This is a genomic window from Leifsonia sp. KNZ13-11D (assembly GCF_056754895.1).
Map to the genome: position 1 here is coordinate 386,221 of NZ_JBPGWU010000001.1, position 17,831 is coordinate 404,051.

A 17,831-nucleotide genomic window follows, 5' to 3' on the forward strand; every position below is an offset into this window, starting at 1 on the left:
TCCTCCGTGTCGAGCACACGATACGCCGGGCCAGCGGAGAAGAGGGGCGCCCGGCCACCTGTTAGCATCCCGGTTGGGGGGAACCATGGTTCACAGGAGGGCACCGTTCCGGCGGGTCGTGCTCGGGACGGTCGCGGCCGCGGCACTCGTCGCGGCGACCGCGGGGCTGAGCGGATGCGCGCTGTTCGGCGGCGACGCGAAGGCGGCGTCCGCGCCGCTCCGGACGCAGCAGCGGACTCCGCATCCATCCGGCACCCCGACCCCGCTGCCACGCACGGTCGCACCCACGGTCCCGCCGACCCCGACGGCCACCCCGACGCCGCCCGCACCTCCGCCGCCCGCGCCCACACTGACGCACGTCCCGGCCGGCACGGTCGTCGCGCAGGGGAGCGTCGCCTCGCCGAAGGGCAGCATCCACTACCGCTACCGTGTCGTGTCCACGGGCGATGGGATGTACACCGTCGAGTACTCGGGCTTCACCTCGACGGTGCCGGTGCCGGTCTCGGTCACGTTCCTGGAGACGCCGCCGCGCGTCGGCGACGGGCTCACCTATCACGGCATCGGGGACCACTCGCTCGGCGGTCCGACCACCGCGGCGGCGGCACCATCGTCGGCCGTGCTGGGCACGAAGCCCTCGTACCTCACGACGCTCGTCACCTACTCCTCCGTCGCGTCGGAGGACGGGGTCCCGGTCGAGCTCGGGCCGAACAAGGTGCTCGCGGTCGACACGGTGACGTGGTCGATCCCCCCGCGCCAGTCCAACGTCCACCCGGTGGATGCCGGACCACTCGTCGGCGCGCGCGGCGCGGTGACGGCGACCACCCCGAGCGGCGCGCCCGCCCGCTACGTCGTCGCGCCCGGCGACACGACCGACGGGATCGCGCAGCGGTTCGGCATCCCCGCCTCGTACCTGCTGTGGCTCAACGCCGACCGGGGGGTCTTCGACGCGCAGCAGCAGGTGTACTCGTCGGTGACCCTCAACCTGAACCCGGACGACCTCTGAGCCCCGCACCGACCTCGTTCCGTGCGATCGCCTCATCCGTTCGTGCTCCAGCGACGACCTCGTCGCGGCTCATCGGGTCCGCCGGCTCCAGCCTGTCTTCGAAGAACATCCGGGCGAGCGCCGCCCGGAACCGTTGCGAAGGCCGCCGCCGTCCGTCCTCGTCGGGCGTGGCCTGGGCCGGGCGTGCAGGCACCGGGCCGGCGAGCCGGTACCGCTCGGCCGCATCCACCGAGCCGTGCACCTCGGCGTACTCGCCGCCGGGCAGCCGGACGATCCGCCCCGTCTCGTAACCGTGCAGCAGGATGTCGCGGTCGCGCTTCTGCAGGGCGAGGCAGACCCGGCGGGTGAGCACGAACGCGACGATGGGCCCCAGGACGACGAGCGCACGGTAGCCGGCGACCACCGACTCCACCGTGAGCTGGAAGTGCGTGGCCACCAGGTCGGCGCTTCCGGCGCCCCAGAGCGCGGCGTAGAAGACGATCGCCGAGACGCCCAGAGCGGTGCGGGTCGGCTCGTTGCGCGGCCGGTCCAGCAGGTGGTGGTCGCGGTGGTCCCCGGTGATCCATTCCTCGACGAACGGGTAGACCGCGATCGCGAGGAGGTACAGCCCCACCACCGCCAGAGGGATGAGGATGGCGAGTGTCCAGGTGCGGCCGAGCCATTCGAACTCCCAGCCGGGCGGGACGAGCCTGAGCGCGCCGTCGAGGAAGCCCGTGTACCAGTCCGGCTGCGAGCCCGCGGAGGCGTCGCCCGGGGAGGAGGGGCCGTAGAGCCAGATCGGGCTGATGGTCACCGTCGCCGCGACCAGGACGATGCCACCCGTCGCGATGGCGAGCAGCCCGCCTGCGCGCGCCGCGAGCTGCGGCAGCACCGGGACTCCGACGATCCGCTCCTCCGTGCGCCCGGGGCCGGCGAACTGCGGCGGCTTCTGCACGGAGGCGCGCCGCGCCCTGGCCGCGAGCAGCAGCACGAGCAGGGCCGGCACGACCGCGACGTGGATGGGGTACAGGTTCTCGATGATCCGCCCGGGGAACTCGCCGCCGAACAGCAGCGCGGACAGCCAGGTGCCGACGACCGGGATGCCCAGGACGATTCCCTCCACGATCCGCAGTCCGGTGCCCGACAGCATGTCGTCGGGCAGCGCGTACCCGCTCCAGCCTCCGACCAGGGCGGTGATCAGCAGGCCGAACAGCAGCACCCACGACAGCCGGCGCGGCCGGCGGAACGCCCCGGTGAAGAACGACACCGCCAGCTGCAGCATGATCGCGGCGGGCAGCAGCAGGGCCGCCCAGTGGTGCGCCTGGCGGACCAGCAGGCCGCCGGGCACCTCGAACGTGATCGCGAGCGTCGACTCGAGCGCCTTCGACATCTCGGCGCCCGCGAGCGGTGCGTACGTGCCGTCGTAGATCACGCGCGTCCCCGACGGCGTGTAGAGGAACATGAGGAGGAAGCCGGTGACGAACAGCGCCAGCACGCACGCGACGGCCACGACGCCGAACAGGTTCGTCCAGTGCAGAGGCACGCGGCGCATCCGGAGTTCGTCCCGCAGGGCGGCGATGCGGCGCCCGGCCGCGCTCCCGGAGGCCGCCCTGGCGAGCCGTGCTGTGACCGATGGTCTCCGTCGTCGGTCGTCGAGGATCCGGCGCATGAGTGCCTCCTGTCCGGGCGGTGAATGGCCTTCACCTCTATGACCGGACGGCCCCCGTGTTTGTGACAATGCGGCACGAACTCACGCTCGGACGGGAAGACCGGACCAACGGGGTTGGATGCGGCGGGTTCCGCCGGCCCGCGCTCTGCGACGATGTCGTCCTCGCGACGGAGGCGCCCGCTACCTCCGGCCGATCCGCCGCGCCGCAGGGCTCCCTAGCGTCGAAGGATGACCGCATCCGTCTCCGTCCGCCGCCCGCGCGCCGCGCGGGGGCCGCTCCCGGTCGTGCTGTTCGCCGTGTACCTCGTGCTGCTGGTGTGGGCGGTGCTGTGGAAGTTCCACACGCCCGACTTCGGCGGGCAGGGCGTGCGGGCCGTGAAGCTCGTCCCTTTCGTCGCCAGCGAGGGCTTCGGGGACAACCGGCCGTCCGAGATGCTGGCGAACGTCGCGCTGTTCGTGCCGTTCGGCGTCTACCTCGGCGTGCTGGCGCCGCGGTGGCGGGCGCTCCGGGTGGCCGCCGTCGCGGCGCTGGCGAGCTGCGCACTCGAGGCCGCCCAGTACGTGCTCGCGGTGGGCAGCTCCGACGTGACGGACGTGATCCTCAACACCGTCGGCGCCGTGGGCGGCCTGGTCGTACTGGCGGTCGCGCGGCGAGCGTCCGGCGGATGGGCGGTGCCCGTCCTGCTCTGGACCTGCTCGATCGCGACCGTTGTCGCGGCACTGTGGGGCGCATCCCTGCTCGGCGGCCCGCTGCATCCGCTGCATCCACTGCCCGTGGTCGGGCGGTAGGCAGCCGCCGCCCGCTCGGGAGCTTTCGGCGCGGGAAGCGTCCGGACGTGTGCCTAGCGGCGGCGCCCCGAGCGCGCGGCGAAGGCCTCGAGGGCATCGAGCACTTCCTGGTTGATCCAGACCCGCTTGCGTCTCTTGGAGTTGCCGGGACTGAGGATGCCGCGCTCGACCAGCTGGTCCAGCCCGTTCCCGACCGCCGGCTTGCTGAGGCCGGTGAAAGAGGCGGCGGTGGCGGCGGTGAGGACGGGATACTCGATGCTCAGGCGGGCGATCGCGCGAGCCGCCGCGTCGGAACGGATGCCGCGCATCCGACCCTCCCACTCGTCCTGCGCGTCGCTGAGATCCCTGGCGAGCTCGTCCGCGTTGCTCAGAGCCGCGAACGACGCGGCGGCGAAGATCCGCACGATCGGGTCCGGCTGACCGTCGCGGTACGCGGTGAGAGCGTCGAAGTACGTCCCCACGTCTTACGGGTCTCCATCATTAAGGTTCCCGTCTCCCCAGCCGACTTGTGCCGGCGCCACTCGAGGTCACGCCGGCGTGGCCGCCCGGACGATCGGCGGCGGGAACCACTCGCCCGCGAGGGCCGGCTTCCGGGCGACGTAGAGCCGGAGGTTGAGCGAGAACCCGCCGCCCTTCGGGGACGGGAGCCACTGCGACTCCGCCACGTCCGCCGGACGTTCCGGCGCGATCCAGATGCTCACGCTGCCGTCGTCGTCGGGAGGGAGCACGGCCTCCGAGTTGATGCCGTAGCGGTCGATCGGGTTCGGGACCACGCGATAGTCCGGCACCGAGTAGAGCGTCAGCGACCAGAACGCGTCGACCAGGCCCGCGGGCTCACCCTTCGGGAAGCGGATCTCGTAGGCGGCCGAGCCGTCGAGGAGGGCGCCGTCGCTTCCGAGCTGGCCGACGTAGTAGATGGCCTCATCGACCGTATTGGCCCAGAGGCCGCCGTAGTCGACGATGTCGCGGGCGAGCACGTCGTTGCCGAAGCGGCCCGCCGAGAACGCGACCGACCAGCCATTGCGCTGGGTTCCGAAGCCCTTGGTGCCGGCGAGGAAGGCCGGCCACGCCTTCGTGCGGACGACCTCGTCGACCGCCGCTCTGGCCTCGTCGTCGCCCGCGATCCTCTCGGCGATGGCGCGGACGAGCCCAGCGTAGCGGGGTGCGTCCGGCATCCCATCCGGCGCCGTCTCCAGAAGGTCCGGCCCGGCGGTGAACGCTTCCGCTCCCGGGAGCTCCGCGTTGCTGAAGTCGGGGATCGCCGGAGGAGGGGCGATGTCGATACCGGACGGTGCGTCGATCGTGAACCGTCTCTGCAGCGCGACGGCCTCCTCCGGTGTCGCCTTGAGCTCCACCCGCGCGAGGATCTTCGCCTTGGGGCCGGGCAGGTCGATCGCGAGCGCACCGTCCGGGAGCGGCGGGGTCGTCCCGGCGAGGCGGAACGACACCGGCCCGGACGGATGCTCGGGGAAGTTGCGCTCGTTGATGTTCGCGATCACCTCGCCCCAGGCGTCAACGACCTGCACCGTGTAGTAGCGGTCCACGATCTCGGGGACGTGCAGCGTGACCGCGTGCGCGGGGTCGACGGCGATCCACGCCTCGAGGTAGGCAACGTCGAGGTTCGGGTTGACGAACTCGGCCGAACCGAGCGGGTTGTACTTGATCGTGTTCCAGCCGACGCGTTCGACGTCGATGTCGTACTTCTCCTGCCGTGCGACCAGGAGCCGGCCGAACAGGTACAGGTAGGCGTCGACGATCTCGTCGTCGGTCGGAAGGGCGGTGGCGTCCGTTGCGGGCATATCGTTCTCCGATCTCGGTGTTCTGGGGCGGTTCAGAACCGCCCGAGCCCCTTGCCGATCAGCACGACGCCGATGACCAGGAGCAGAACCGCCATGATGGTGGCGTTGTTGTGCACCAGCCAGGTGCGCAGGGCTTCGAGCGGCCGGGCCATCCGCGCGGAGGCGGCCAGGTACGCGATCACGGGCACGGCGACGGTGGAGGCGGCGATCACGGTGTAGACGATCACCGCGACGACGGCCTCCCCTGCGTTCTGCGCGTCGGAGCCGATCGCGACGCCGGCCGCGACGCCCATCAGGAGGTTCTTCGGGTTGAGGGCGGAGAGGAGGAACCCGAGCACGAGCGCCCGGACCGCGGTCATCGTGTCGATGGCGGCCATCCACTTCGGCAGGGCCGGCTCGGCGCCCGCAGCGGGACGCGACCGCCACTGCCGCACCGCGAGCACGAGCAGCAGCAGGCCCAGGATGATCGTGATCGTCCCCACGACAGGCTTCGACTGCTCGGCGTCGTCGCCGTGCGGGATGACCGTGGAGAGCAGGGTGAAGAGGACCACCGCCACGACGATCCCGAGCACCCAGCCGAGGAGGAAGCCGAGGCTGGTGCCGCGGGCCTTCGGCGACAGCAGCATCAGGATGGCCGCGATGATCGGGATGGGGCTGATCGCGACACCGAGCGCGAGGGGGAGGATGTCTCCGATGACGGGTCCCATGCTGATCCTGCTCTCTCGTGGCCGTCAGCCGACGGATGGTGTGCCGAGGTCCGCGAGCGCGGCCCGGTTGGTGGGGTAGAGCCGCTCGTCGCCGAGCACGTCGAGGTGCCGCATCCGCTCGACCAGGTCGCTCCGCGGGCGGCTGAACGACAGGTCGACGTCGTGGTCGGTCAGCCACTCCTTCAGGTCGGCGAAGTCCTCGGCGCCGGTGACGTCCACGTCGGTGACGGCCTCCAGGTCGAGGACCACGTGCCGCACGCCCTCCGCGCCCACCACCGCGCGCTTGACGGCGTCGGCGAAGACCGAGCCGTTGGCGAAGAACAGGGGAGCGGCCAGGCGGATGACGACGATGCCGGGCGCGGTCGTGGCTCCCTTCGGCGCAGGGTCGAGCAGCGACGAGTCCGGGTCCCCATCGGCGGCCAGCACGTCGATCGCCGGGGTGGATGCGCGCTTGGCCAGGTTGATCAGGGCAAGGACGAACGCCACGACGATGCCGGGGATCGCCCCGATGAGCAGGGTGACGACGAAGCACACCGCGCCGATGCCGAACTCGAACCGGTCCTGCCGCCACAGCCGCACGAACTCCGGGATGCCCAGCAGCGGGACGATCGCCACCGCCACGATCGCGCCGATCGCAGGCGACGGGACATGCTCGAGGAGCCCGGTCCCGAACAGCAGGAGCAGCAGCGTACCGACCGCGGCGACCAGCGACGGGAGCTGCGTGCGTGAACCCGCCTGGTCCATCGCCGCGGTGCGCGAGGTGGACGAGCCGACCGCGAACCCGCCGGTCGCACCGGCCGCGACGTTCGCCGCGCCGAACGCGAGCAGGTCGCGGTTCGGGCTGGTGCCGTAGCGGTGCTTCTCGCCGTAGTTGCGGGCGACGAGCAGGCCCTCCGCCATCGTGACCATCGTCAGGGCGATCGCCGAGGGGATGAGCGCGAGCCAGCTGCCCCAGTCGAGCACCGGCCAGGTGATCGCCGGCGGACCCGCATCCACCGGGCCCAGCACCGCGACCCCCTGGGCCTCGAGCCCGGTCAGGACGACGACCACAGTGGCGACCACGAGCACGATCAGCGCCCACGGCACCGACCGGGCGATGCGCGGCCCGACCACCAGCACGATCACCGACAGCACCGCGATCAGCAGGGACCAGCCGTTCAGGTTCGGCAGTCCGGTGATGACCGCAAACAGCTTGTCGGTGAACTCCGCACCCGAGTCGATCTTCTCGCCGAACATCTTCGCGAACTGGCTGATGAGGATGTCGAGAGCCAGTCCGCCGACGAAGCCGATCAGGATGGGCTTGGAGAGGAAATTCGCCAGGAACCCGAGCCGGAACACGGCGGCCAGCGCGAACAGCGCGCCGCAGATGATGGCCTGCGCGAACGCGAGGCTGAGGTAGTCGGCGCTTCCGGCGACCGCCAGTCCGCCGATGGAGGAGGCGACCAGCGCGGCCGCCGCCGCATCCGGCGACGCGACCAGCTGGCGGGACGACACGATCAGCGCGTAGACGATCGCCGGGAGCACGAGCGCGTACAGCCCAGCGGTCGGCGGAAGGCCGGCGATCTGCGCGTAGCCGATGTTCAGGGGCACCGCGATGGCGAGCAGCGTGACACCCGCGACCGCTTCCGAGCCGGCGTTGCGCCAGCTGAGACCTGCGAGCGGTCGCTGCATGCGCTCAGTCTGGGGGACGAGGGCGTCGTGTGCCTAGGCCCGATTTCCGAAGCGGTTCCCGGGTCCGACGGGGGTCGGAATCGGCGGGCGAAAGGCTTCTGCCGGCCCTCACGCCAGGGCGAAATCGATCGCCGCGGCCGCGTGCAGCGCGGTGGTCGGGAGGGCCGGGACAGGCGAGTCCTCGGGTCGTACGAGCAACTCGATTTCGGTGCAGCCGAGGATGACGCCCTCGGCGCCGCGGCCGACGAGGTCCTCGATAGCGCTGCGGTACACCGCGCGGGACTCCTCGCGGATGACCCCGCGCACGAGCTCTCCGTAGATGATCTCGTCGAGCGCCACTCGGGCGTCGGGGCCGGGCACGAGGACCCGGAGTCCGGCGGCTTCGAGCCGGTCGCGGTAGAACGGCTCCTGCATGGTGAAGCGGGTGCCGAGCAGCGCGACCGTGCGCATCCCGGCGCCGAGTGCGGCTGCGGCGGTGACATCCCCCAGGTGCAGCAGCGGGATGTGCAGCTCGCGGGAGACCCGGTCGGCGACCTTGTGCATGGTGTTGGTGCACAGAACGACGCACTCCGCGCCTGCGCTCTCGAGCCGCTGCGCCTCCGCGGCCAGGATCGCCCCGGCGCGGTCCCACTCGCCCGCGGCCTGGAACCGCTCGATCTCGGCGAAGTCCACCGACACCAGCACGAGGTCGGCGGAGTGCAGCCCGCCGAGTCGCTCGCGAACCCCTTCGTTGAGCAGCGAGTAGTAGAGGGCGGTGCTCTCCCAGCTCATTCCCCCGAGCAGGCCGATGCGTTTCATGGCGTCTCCTCCCGACCCCCAGTGTGGCGCACGGAACGAGGAATGCGGGCGAGAGCCACCAGGCCCGCGAGCCCGTCGGGCGTCCCCGGCCAATTGCGTTCGAGGGCGTCGTAGCCCGCGTGCTTGGCGGCGAAGCGCAGCGCGAGGATGGTGATGATCGCGTCGTCGGCGTAACCGATGCCGGGGAGGAAGTCGGGGATGAGGTCGATCGGGAGGATGAGGTAGGCGAGCAGTCCGTAGAGCCACCAGCGGGTGCCGCGCGGCACCGACGGGTCGGTCGCGAGCCGCCGGATCAACCGGATCACGTCGGGCACCAGGCGCAGGACCGCGCGCCAATCGACGTCTCGCCCGGCACGGCGCTGCTGGACGAGCAGGACGACGACGAGGGCGACCCAGACGACGGCCAGGCCGAGGAGCACGCCGACGGCGGTCCACATCCACTCGGGCACGGTCACTCCCCGAAGATGTGCACGGCCTCGCGCACGGCGTAGGCGACGATCACGAGACCGGCCACGGGGTCCGCCCACCACCAGCCGAGGAGCCCGTCGAGGCCGATGCCGAGCAGGACGGCGGTCGCGAGGATGCCGTCCACCAGCGTCACGCGGCCCTCGGTGGTCAGCACCGGGTTGCCGAGCCGACGGCCGGTGCGGGCTTTGCCGTAGGCGACGGTGAACATCACCAGCGCGGTCGCGGCCGTCCATCCCGCGCCGCCGGGGGCGGGCGTTGCATGATGGCCGGCGATCAGTGCGACCACCGCCTGGACGAGGAGATACCCGGCCAGCAGCAGGAACGCCACGCCGATGAGCCGCAGCGCGAGCCGCTGCCGACGCTCGCCGGCACCCGTCAACTCCCAGATCACGACGATGCTGGCGAAGATCTCGATCAGGCTGTCCAGGCCGAAGCCGAGCAGCGCGACCGACGCGCTCCGAGAAGCGAGGACGGCGAGCACGACCACTCCGACCACGTTCCAGCCGAGGGTGACCGCCTCCAGGCCGATTCCGAAGCGGATCAGGCGGAGCCGGGCGTCGCCGTCGAGCCGGGTGTCCGTCATCGTGCGGGGTCGACGCCGGCGGGGACCAGTTCGAGCTGGAGGTCGTCGAGGTTGCGGAGGTGGGTCGTCGCGTGCTCGCGCGCGGCCTCTCCGATGATCTGAGCCTCCGCCAGGGTCGAGGCGTCGACGGCCAGCCGCGCGCTCCCGTGCAGCCGGTGGCCGATCCAGCGCAGCTGCACGCGCGGCACCGCGACGACGCCGCTCGTCCCGGTCAGCGCGTGCTCCAGCTGGTCGACCAGGTGAGGTTCGATTCCGTCGAGCAGCCGGCGACCGATGCTGCGGACGGTTCCCCAGAGCAGGACGATGATCGCGGCCGAGATGAGCAGGCCCACGATCGGGTCGGCGAGGGGGAAGCCGAGCATCACGCCGATCGCCCCGAGGACGACCGCCAGCGAGGTGAAGCCGTCGATCCGGGCGTGGACGCCGTCCGCGACCAGGGCGGCGGAGCCGATGCGCTGGCCGACGCGGATGCGGTAGATCGCGACCGCCTCGTTGCCGGCGAATCCGATCAGGCCGGCGACGATCACCCAGCCCAGGTTCTCCAGCGGCTGCGGGCGGAAGAGGCGCTCGATCGACTGCCAGGCCGCCACGACGGCGGACAGTGCGACGACCGCGATGATGAACAGCCCGGAGAGATCCTCCGCGCGACCGTACCCGTAGGTGTAGCGGCGGGAGGCGGCGCGGCGCCCGAGCACGAACGCGATCCACAGCGGCACCGCGGTCAGCGCGTCGGAGAAGTTGTGAACCGTGTCGGCAAGCAGCGCGACGGAGCCGCTGAACGCGACGATCACCGCCTGCAGCAGGGTGGTCCCGAGCAGCACGAAGAGGCTGATCTTCAGGGCGCGGACGCCCTCGGTGCTCGCCTCCATCGCATCATCGATCGCGTCGGCGGCGTCGTGCGAGTGCGGGATGAAGAGGCCGTAGAGGAAGCCCTTGAAGCCGGTGGGGTGGTGGTGGCCGTGGTCGTGAGCGTGCTGGTGGTCGTCGTGGTCGTGGGGCTGCCCGTGATCGTGCCCGTGGTGGGTGTGCGTCTCGTGGGTCATGCGGTCGCCTCGTCGTCCGTGGCCGCCGCCGCGTGGTGGTGCCGGGGTGTGCCGCCCAGGGAGTGCTCGGCCTGGAAGATCGCGTCGCTCACCAGCCGGCTCGCGTGCTCGTTCTCGAGCCGGTAGAAGACCCGCTGGCCGTCCTGCCGGGTGGCGACGATCCGCGCCAGCCGCAGCTTCGCCAGATGCTGAGACACGGCCGCCGGCTGCTTGTCCAGGATGTCCGCCAGGTGATTCACCGACAGCTCGCCGGCATCCCGGAGCGCCAGCACGATCCGCACCCGGGTCGGGTCCGCGAGCATGGCGAACACCTCCACGGCGAGCTCGACGTACTGGCTGTCGGGCAGGCGTCCGCATATCGGCTTATCTGCGTGCATATGCAGATTAAAGGCGTTGTCGCCGCACGATGCAACTCTGCGCCGTGGATGCCGCGTGTGCGGTCTCCCGTCGGAGCGTCGTCGTGCTCGGCCCCGGCCGATCATCCGCTCGCGGGCGAGCGAGCGGCGGCCTACACGTCCGCGAGCGCCAGCAGCGTCTGCAGGAGGACGTTCGCGCCGTTCTCGATGTCCTCCCAGGTCGTGTCCTCTTCTGGAGTGTGGCTCTTGCCTCCGATGCTGGGCACGAAGATCATCCCGGTCGGTGCGAGCCACGCCATGTTCTGCGCGTCGTGGCCGGCGCCGGAGGGAATGTCGGTGCGTGTCAGGCCCAGGGCGTCGACCCGGCCGGCGATGACGCTGCGGACATCCTCGTCGAGGGCGACCGGCTCGATCAGCGCGTCCTGTCGCCAGCCGGCTTCGAGACCGCGCTCGGCGGCCACGGTGCGGGCGCGGGTCTCCAGCGCCGCGGCGAGCGCACGCAGCCGTTCCGCATCCGGGGAGCGGAAGTCGAGGGTGACCCGTACTGTGCCCGGCACGATGTTGGAGCCGCCCGGTTCGAGATCGAGGATGCCGCAGGTGACGACGGCGGCCGGGTCGATCGCGGCCGCAAGCCCCGGCAGGCCGAGCAGGTAGTCCGCAGCGGCGAGGAGCGCGTCCTTGCGCCGGTCCATCGGGGTGGTGCCGGCATGGTCGGCGGCGCCGATGAACTCGGCCTCCGCTCCCCCGATGCCGACGATGGAGGTGACGACGCCGATGTCGATGCCCTGGGCCTCCAGCTTCGGGCCCTGCTCGATGTGCAGCTCCACGAAGGCGTGCACGCTCCCGGGGTCGATCGCGGTGCGCGTGGCGGTGTCGACGTCCCAGCCGATCGCGATGAGCCGGTCGACGAGCGGGTCGCCGTCGCGGCCGCGCAGTTCGTGCAGTTGGGCGCGCGTGTAGCCGAGTCGCAGGCCGACCGAGCCCAGGAGGTGATCGTAGCTGCCCTCTTCGTCGGTGAAGACGACCGCGCGCACGGGGTGCCGCAGCGTGACGCCGGCCTCCGACAGCGTGCGGAGGCATTCGAGCGCGGCGAGCGAGCCCAGCGCGCCGTCGAGGCGGCCGCCGTTCGGCACCGTATCGATGTGCGAACCCGACCACACGGCCGGTCCGGAGCCGTCGTCCCCGGGACCGCGGACGAGCAGATTGCCCAGGCCGTCGGCGTCGACGGCGAGGCCGGCCTCGGCGCAACGGTCGTGGTACCAGGCCCGGGCTTCCAGGTCGGCGGGTGAGAAGCTCGTGCGGCTGATCCCCCCGGCGGCGACGCGGCCGATGCGGCCGAGCTGTTCGATGTCGGAGCGCAGGCGCGCGGCGTCGACGCGGAGCGAGGTCGCGGCGGTGCCGGTCGGGGCGGGGCGAGCGGTCACGGGTGTTCCTCCCTGCGTGGGGATGGGCGGACGGTGCGGGCGGCCCGGCGGTGCGGGCCGCAGGGGTACGGGTCAGAGATCGCGGAGTGCGCCCGCGCCCCGGTAGTTTCCGAGCCCGAGGAAGGTCTCGACCCGCTGCACGCCCGGGATCTGCCAGATGCGCACCAGCAGCACCTCCTGCAGGTGGGCGTGGTCGCGCAGGCGGAACTTCGCGATGAGGTCCCACTGCCCGGTGACGATGTCGAGGTCTTCCAGCTCGGGCATCTCGACGAGGCTCTCGATGATCGCGCCGAGGTCGGCTCCGGCGGCGGCCGTCATCGGGATGTGCACCGACATCGAGTAGCCGAGCGCGGCCCAGTCGAGGTCGACGGTGTAGCCGCGGATGACGCCGAGCCGCTCCAGGCGGGCCAGCCGCTCCCCGATCGCCGGGGCCGACAGCGCGACCTCCCGCGACAGCGCGCGCTGCGAGAGCCGCGAATCCTCGTGCAGCGCCTTCAGCAACGCGATGTCGACGTCGTCGAGCGGCGCCTTGGGCGCCGGGCGCTGGATGATCTGGGCGAGCCGCGAGCCCGGCGCCGGTTCGACCCCGTCCCCCGCTCGACGTCGTGGTCGGCCGGCATGCTCATTCGACCCCTCCTTCTGATGCTCTCTGGCAGCTTACTGGCGGCATCGGCGGCGGATGCGGGCATCATCGGGCCGCGATCGCGGGAGTTCCGAGAGCCGCCGCGATCCGCACGACGCCCTCCCGGATGCTGTCGACGCCGTTCGCGATGGAGAGCCGGACGTGCCCCTCGCCTCCCGGCCCGAACGCCGTCCCCGGCGCGACCGCGACCCCGGATTCCGCGACCAGGCGGCGGGCGAAGTCGTCGCTGCGCTGTCCTGACGCCGAGATGTCGATCCAGAGGTAGAAGGCCCCGTCCGGCCGGTAGGCGGGGATGCCGGCCGCGGCCAGCTCGGCCAGTGCCGCATCCCGGCGCCGGCGATACTCGGCGCGCATCGCCGCCACCGGCTCCTGCGGGCCGGTGACCGCCTCGAGCGCGGCGTACTGGGTCGGCATCGCGACGCACGACATCGTCGCCTCGTGGGCATTCGACAGGGTGGTCACCGATTCCCGCGGGAGTGCGGCGTAGCCGATCCGCCAGCCGGTCATCGCGTAGGTCTTCGAGAAGCTGAACACCGAGACGACCGAGTCGCGCTCGTCGAACACGGCCGCAGAGACGTGCGGGCGGTCGTAGGTAAGCTCGTCGTAGCACTCGTCGGAGACGATCCAGAGCCCGCGATCGTTCGCCCACGCCACGATCTCGGCCAGACGGGAGGCGTCGACGACCGAGCCGAGCGGGTTCGACGGCGAGTTGAGCACGATGGCGCGCGTCCGGGGGGTGATCGCCGCCTCCAGCTCGGCGATGTCGGGCGCGTAGCCGTTCTCGGGGCGCAGCCGGTAGCCGACCGGGTCGGCGCGCAGCAGCCGGCACATCATGAGGTAGTTGGGCCAGCTCGGCGACGGCACCAGGATGCCCTGGCCAGGATCGATCAGTCCGGCCAGCGCGGTGTAGATGCCCTGCACGGCGCCGGTCGAGACCAGCACCCGGCCGGGGTCGACGGTGAACCCGTTGCGCGCCCGGATCTTCTCGGCCAGCGCCTCGCGCAGCTGCGGGATGCCCGCGGTGGGCGTGTACTTCGTCAGCCCGGCCGCTGCCGCGCGCGCCGCCGCCTCCACCACGTTCGGGGGCGTCGGGAAGTCCGGCTCGCCGAGCTCGAGCCGGATGGTGCCGGGCCGGGCGAGGGCGAGGTCCATGATCTCGCGGATTCCGGAGCGCGGCATCGTGCTGGTGCTGTGGGGTAGCTGCATTCGGGGGGTTTCGTTCCTTCGTGGTTGGGGTGTCTGCGCGGTCACGACGCGCCCAGCCGCTCCCGGCGACGGCTCTGCGCGCGTGCCAGTGCGGAGTCGGTGGTGGGCGCCGCGGCGAGCAGCGACCGGGTGTACTCGTGCTGCGGTGCGCGGTAGATGGTGTGCTTGTCGGCGACCTCCACGATCTCGCCGCGGTGCATGACCACGACCGTGTCGCTCATGTGGCGCACGACGTGGAGGTCGTGGCTGATGAAGAGGTAGGCCAGCCCGCGTTCCGCCTGCAGGCGCTTCATCAGCTCGAGCACCTGCGCCCGGATGGAGACGTCGAGCGCGCTGGTCGGCTCGTCGGCGATGATCAGCTGCGGCTCGCTCGCCAGGGCTCGCGCGATGTTGACGCGCTGTCGCTGGCCTCCCGAGAGCTGCATCGGGCGGCGCTGCGCGAACCCGGCGGGCAGGCCGACATCGTCGAGCAGCTCGGCGATGCGGCTGCGCAGCTGGTGACGCGGGACGACCTTGTGCACGATCAGCGGTTCGGCGAGGATCGCGGCCACGGTCCGCCGGGGATTCAGCGAGCTCAGCGAGTCCTGGAACACCATCTGCACGCTGCGGCGCAGTGCGGCCAGCGACGACGCGGTCTGGTCCATCGGCGTCCCGGCGAGCGCGATCGTGCCCGAGGTGGGCTTCTCGAGTCCGACGATGGTGCGTGCGACGGTCGACTTGCCGCTACCGGACTGGCCGACGATCCCGACGGTCGAGCCGGCCTCCACGGTCAGCGAGACGCCTCTGACGGCGGGCACGGGGGCGCCGCGGCGGAGCAGCCCTCGGCGCGAGAAGCTGACGGTGAGGTCGCTCACCTGAAGCAGCGGGGCGGTCACTGTGCGTCCTCGCTCTCCAGGGCCCGCACGCTGGCGAGCAGAGCGCGCGTGTACGGATGCTGCGGCTCGGTGAACACCGACACCGCGTCGCCCTGCTCCACGATCTCGCCGAATCGCATGACGGCCGTCGTGTCGGAGAGACCCGCGACGACGCCGAGGTCGTGGCTGACCAGCAGGAGGGCGAGGCCGAGCTCGTCGCTCAGGCTCTGCAGGAGGTCGAGCACCTGCGCCTGCACGTTCACGTCGAGGGCGGTGGTCGGTTCGTCTGCGACCAGCAACGACGGGTTGCACGAGATCGCCATCGCGATGACGACGCGCTGGCGCATGCCGCCGGAGAACTCGTGGGGGTATGCGCCCAGGGTGGCGCGGGCGGAGGAGATGCCGACCCGTTCGAGCAGTTCGACGGCACGGTCGTCGGCCGCTGCGCGCGAGAGCCCGAGGTGCAGCCGCAGCGACTCGCGCAGCTGCGCGCCGATCGTGCGCACCGGATTCAGGGCGCCGAGCGGGTCCTGGTACACCAGCCCGATCTCCTTGCCGCGGATCGGCCGCAGTGCGGAGTCCTTCAGCTTCACCAGGTCGCGGCCGCGGAACAGGATCTGCCCGGTCACCTGCGTGCCGCGCGGCAGCAGGCCCAGCAGGGCGAGGCACACGGTGCTCTTGCCCGAGCCGGACTCGCCGACCAGGCCGAGCGTCCGCCCGGTCTCCATATCGAAGCTCACGCCGCCGACCGCCGCCTCGGACTGGCCGGGGAAGACGACCCGCAGGTCGCGGACCGACAGCAACGAGTCGCCCCTCACGCCGCGACCTCGTCCCTGGCCTGAGTCGCTTCGCCGACGAGCTCGTCGCGGAATATCTCGCCGCCCTTGGTCACCAGCAGCACGTTCCTGATCGCGGACACGTCGACGGTCGGGTCGCCCTCGACGAGCAGCAGGTCGGCGAGCAGGCCGGCCTCGACCGCGCCGAGCGTGTCGAGCACGTCGAAGTTCTCGGCAGCGGTGAGGGTCGCGGCGACCAGCGCCTGACTCGGCGTCATGCCGTACTCGACCATCAGCTCCAGCTCGACAGGGACCTCGGTGTGCGGATTGTGCGGGGTGCCCGCGTCGGTGCCGAGCGCGACGCGTACGCCCGCTGCGACCATCGCGCGGAAGCCGGAGACCGACGCCTCGGACTCCATGAGCGCCTTCTTGTACACCCACTCCGGGATGCTGTCGCCGTTGGTCACGATGCGGTTCACCGCCACCAGGGTCGGGACGATGATCGTCCCCCGCTCCAGCGCCAGCTCGATGGCCTCGTCGTCGAAGAAGCAGGCGTGCTCGATCGAGTCGAGCCCTGCGCGGATCGCGTTCTTCACCCCGGCGCCGCCGATCGCGTGGCTTGTGATGCGCTTTCCGGCGTTGTGCGCCTCGTCGACCGCCGCCCGGAGCTCGTCCACGTGGAGCGCGGTCTGCAGCGGCGTCACGCCCTCCGTGAGCACCCCGCCGGTGGCCATGATCTTGATGAAGTCCGCCCCGGCGTGCAGCTCCGCGCGCGTGGCCTGCGCGACGCCCCACGGCCCGTCCGCCTGACGCCCGATCGAGTGCCCGTGGCCGCCCGTCATCGTGATCACGCGTCCGGCCGCCTTCACGCGCGGCCCGCGCAGGTAGCCGGAGGCCACGATGTCGCGCAGCTCGATGGCGATGCCGCCGATCGACCCGCAGTCGCGGACGCTGGTGACGCCGGTCATGATCGTCTGCTCGAGGTTGCGCACCGCCTGGACGGCGCCGTAGGTGGTCGAGTCGGTGAGCGTGCCCCCGTCGTTCACGCCGTCGCCCATCAGGTGCACGTGGCCGTTGAAGAGGCCTGGCAGCAGCGTGCGGCCGCGCCCGTCGCGGACGGTCCACCCGTCGCCCGGGGCGGGCTCCTGCGCGGCCGGCCCGACCCAGTCGATCGTGTCGCCGGCGACGACGACCGACTGGTGCTCGACGCGTGTTCCGGTGCGCGAGTCGAAGACGGCGACGTCGGAGATGAGGATGTTGGATTCGGTCACGGGTGCGGCTCCTTGGGGATCGGTGCGGTCGGTGGTCAGCAGTAACGGTGGGGCGCGCGCGGGAAGGCGGCGGCCTGTGCGGGGTCGTGCCCGAAGAGCAGGCGGGCGCCGCCGGCCTCCAGGTCGCGGAGGCGCTGGGCGCTGGCCCGGGCCTGGGCCGGATCGGCCATCGCCTCCCAGTTGTCGAGGTCGATGTTGTCCTGCAGGTAGATCGCGTCGCCGCAGATCACCAGGTCGCCGTCCCGGCGCAGGTGCAGCAGCACGGACTGGTGGCCGGGCGCGTGCCCGGGGGTCGGGATGATCTCGACGCCCGGCAGCACCTCGCCGCCGCCGTCGAGGAGCTCGTAGTCGAGGCCGGCGACGTTCCAGTATTCGTTGGGGAACCTCGGGTTCTCCAGGGCGTGCTCGTAGTGCGCGCGCTGGGCGAAGAAGGTGGCGTTGATGAACTGGAAGTTGTTGCCGGCGTGGTCGAAGTGCAGGTGCGTGTTGATCACGTAGTCGATCTGCGGCGGCTCGATGCCGAGTGCGGCCAGCTGGAAGGCGATGTCGTCCTCGGGGGCCATGACCGGGGTCAGCATCCGGGCGAAGTCGGTGCCGGCCCAGGTGAGGTCGGGGTTGCCGATGTGGTCGCGGCTCATCCCGGTGTCGATCAGCAGCAGGCGCCCCCGGTCGAGCTCGACGAGGTAGGAGGAGACCGGGATGCTGAACTTCTCGTCGTGGCGGTGACCGGGGGTCACCACGCCGTGCGCGCACCAGCAGGTGCCGAGCGGGAGGATGGTGAGCTTCATCGGT

19 protein-coding genes are annotated in these 17,831 nt (G+C 71.6%); 2 read left to right on the forward strand and 17 right to left on the reverse strand.

The genetic code is table 11. The features are described from left to right. The first annotated feature begins 85 nt into the window (after window positions 1-85). Complete coding sequence (locus tag ACR9Y5_RS01955; RefSeq protein ID WP_481296374.1) at window positions 86-1,003, forward strand: LysM peptidoglycan-binding domain-containing protein; 918 nt, start codon at window positions 86-88, stop codon at window positions 1,001-1,003. Here ACR9Y5_RS01955 and qcrB read toward each other — a convergent pair. Then, a complete protein-coding gene (qcrB, locus tag ACR9Y5_RS01960) occupies window positions 978-2,651 on the reverse strand; it encodes a cytochrome bc1 complex cytochrome b subunit (RefSeq protein WP_481296375.1) in 1,674 nt (557 codons plus the stop codon). The two genes, ACR9Y5_RS01955 and qcrB, sit on opposite strands and share 26 nt — an antisense overlap. 228 nt (window positions 2,652-2,879) lie before the next feature. Here qcrB and ACR9Y5_RS01965 point away from each other — a divergent pair, with 228 nt between their 5' ends. Next, window positions 2,880-3,440, forward strand: coding sequence for a VanZ family protein (locus tag ACR9Y5_RS01965; RefSeq protein WP_481296376.1), 561 nt, complete (start codon window positions 2,880-2,882; stop codon window positions 3,438-3,440). Between the two features lie 53 nt (window positions 3,441-3,493). Here ACR9Y5_RS01965 and ACR9Y5_RS01970 read toward each other — a convergent pair whose 3' ends face one another. From ACR9Y5_RS01970 to ACR9Y5_RS02045, 16 genes are all read right to left on the reverse strand, one after another. After that, on the reverse strand, window positions 3,494-3,901 hold the full coding sequence (locus tag ACR9Y5_RS01970) for a hypothetical protein (protein WP_481296377.1): 408 nt from the start codon (window positions 3,899-3,901) through the stop codon (window positions 3,494-3,496). Between the two features lie 66 nt (window positions 3,902-3,967). Next, window positions 3,968-5,239, reverse strand: coding sequence for a DUF1214 domain-containing protein (locus ACR9Y5_RS01975; RefSeq protein ID WP_481296378.1), 1,272 nt, complete (start codon window positions 5,237-5,239; stop codon window positions 3,968-3,970). A gap of 32 nt (window positions 5,240-5,271) precedes the next feature. Beyond that, complete coding sequence (locus ACR9Y5_RS01980; RefSeq protein ID WP_481296379.1) at window positions 5,272-5,946, reverse strand: GAP family protein; 675 nt, start codon at window positions 5,944-5,946, stop codon at window positions 5,272-5,274. Between the two features lie 24 nt (window positions 5,947-5,970). Continuing rightward, complete coding sequence (locus ACR9Y5_RS01985) at window positions 5,971-7,617, reverse strand: SulP family inorganic anion transporter (RefSeq protein WP_481296380.1); 1,647 nt, start codon at window positions 7,615-7,617, stop codon at window positions 5,971-5,973. A 108-nt stretch (window positions 7,618-7,725) separates the two neighbouring features. After that, on the reverse strand, window positions 7,726-8,415 hold the full coding sequence (locus ACR9Y5_RS01990; RefSeq protein WP_481296381.1) for an aspartate/glutamate racemase family protein: 690 nt from the start codon (window positions 8,413-8,415) through the stop codon (window positions 7,726-7,728). Further along, window positions 8,412-8,870, reverse strand: coding sequence for a YkvA family protein (locus tag ACR9Y5_RS01995; protein WP_481296382.1), 459 nt, complete (start codon window positions 8,868-8,870; stop codon window positions 8,412-8,414). Before ACR9Y5_RS01995 ends, ACR9Y5_RS01990 begins: the two co-directional genes overlap by 4 nt. Then, the gene (locus ACR9Y5_RS02000) at window positions 8,867-9,466 is read right to left on the reverse strand and encodes a cation efflux transmembrane domain-containing protein (RefSeq protein WP_481296383.1); all 600 of its coding nucleotides are present in this window, start codon (window positions 9,464-9,466) and stop codon (window positions 8,867-8,869) included. Before ACR9Y5_RS02000 ends, ACR9Y5_RS01995 begins: the two co-directional genes overlap by 4 nt. Further along, entirely contained in the window at window positions 9,463-10,509 is a 1,047-nt protein-coding gene (locus ACR9Y5_RS02005; protein WP_481296384.1) for a cation diffusion facilitator family transporter, read from the reverse strand. The genes ACR9Y5_RS02000 and ACR9Y5_RS02005 overlap by 4 nt, the downstream gene beginning before the upstream one ends. Then, complete coding sequence (locus ACR9Y5_RS02010) at window positions 10,506-10,886, reverse strand: ArsR/SmtB family transcription factor (protein WP_481296385.1); 381 nt, start codon at window positions 10,884-10,886, stop codon at window positions 10,506-10,508. The genes ACR9Y5_RS02005 and ACR9Y5_RS02010 overlap by 4 nt, the downstream gene beginning before the upstream one ends. A gap of 131 nt (window positions 10,887-11,017) precedes the next feature. Then, entirely contained in the window at window positions 11,018-12,289 is a 1,272-nt protein-coding gene (locus ACR9Y5_RS02015; protein WP_481296386.1) for an allantoate amidohydrolase, read from the reverse strand. 72 nt (window positions 12,290-12,361) lie between these two features. Beyond that, window positions 12,362-12,841 (reverse strand): Lrp/AsnC family transcriptional regulator, encoded by a 480-nt coding sequence (locus tag ACR9Y5_RS02020; RefSeq protein WP_481299505.1) that lies wholly within the window; start codon window positions 12,839-12,841, stop codon window positions 12,362-12,364. 136 nt (window positions 12,842-12,977) lie between these two features. Then, on the reverse strand, window positions 12,978-14,138 hold the full coding sequence (locus ACR9Y5_RS02025; protein ID WP_481296387.1) for a pyridoxal phosphate-dependent aminotransferase: 1,161 nt from the start codon (window positions 14,136-14,138) through the stop codon (window positions 12,978-12,980). 41 nt (window positions 14,139-14,179) lie between these two features. Next, on the reverse strand, window positions 14,180-15,013 hold the full coding sequence (locus ACR9Y5_RS02030) for an ATP-binding cassette domain-containing protein (protein ID WP_481296388.1): 834 nt from the start codon (window positions 15,011-15,013) through the stop codon (window positions 14,180-14,182). Continuing rightward, window positions 15,010-15,810: an ABC transporter ATP-binding protein gene (locus tag ACR9Y5_RS02035; protein ID WP_481296389.1), complete on the reverse strand. Its 801-nt coding sequence runs from the start codon at window positions 15,808-15,810 to the stop codon at window positions 15,010-15,012. The genes ACR9Y5_RS02030 and ACR9Y5_RS02035 overlap by 4 nt, the downstream gene beginning before the upstream one ends. After that, on the reverse strand, window positions 15,807-17,039 hold the full coding sequence (locus ACR9Y5_RS02040; RefSeq protein ID WP_481296390.1) for a metal-dependent hydrolase family protein: 1,233 nt from the start codon (window positions 17,037-17,039) through the stop codon (window positions 15,807-15,809). The genes ACR9Y5_RS02035 and ACR9Y5_RS02040 overlap by 4 nt, the downstream gene beginning before the upstream one ends. A gap of 35 nt (window positions 17,040-17,074) precedes the next feature. Then, window positions 17,075-17,827: an N-acyl homoserine lactonase family protein gene (locus ACR9Y5_RS02045; RefSeq protein WP_481296391.1), complete on the reverse strand. Its 753-nt coding sequence runs from the start codon at window positions 17,825-17,827 to the stop codon at window positions 17,075-17,077. Window positions 17,828-17,831: the final 4 nt, after the last annotated feature.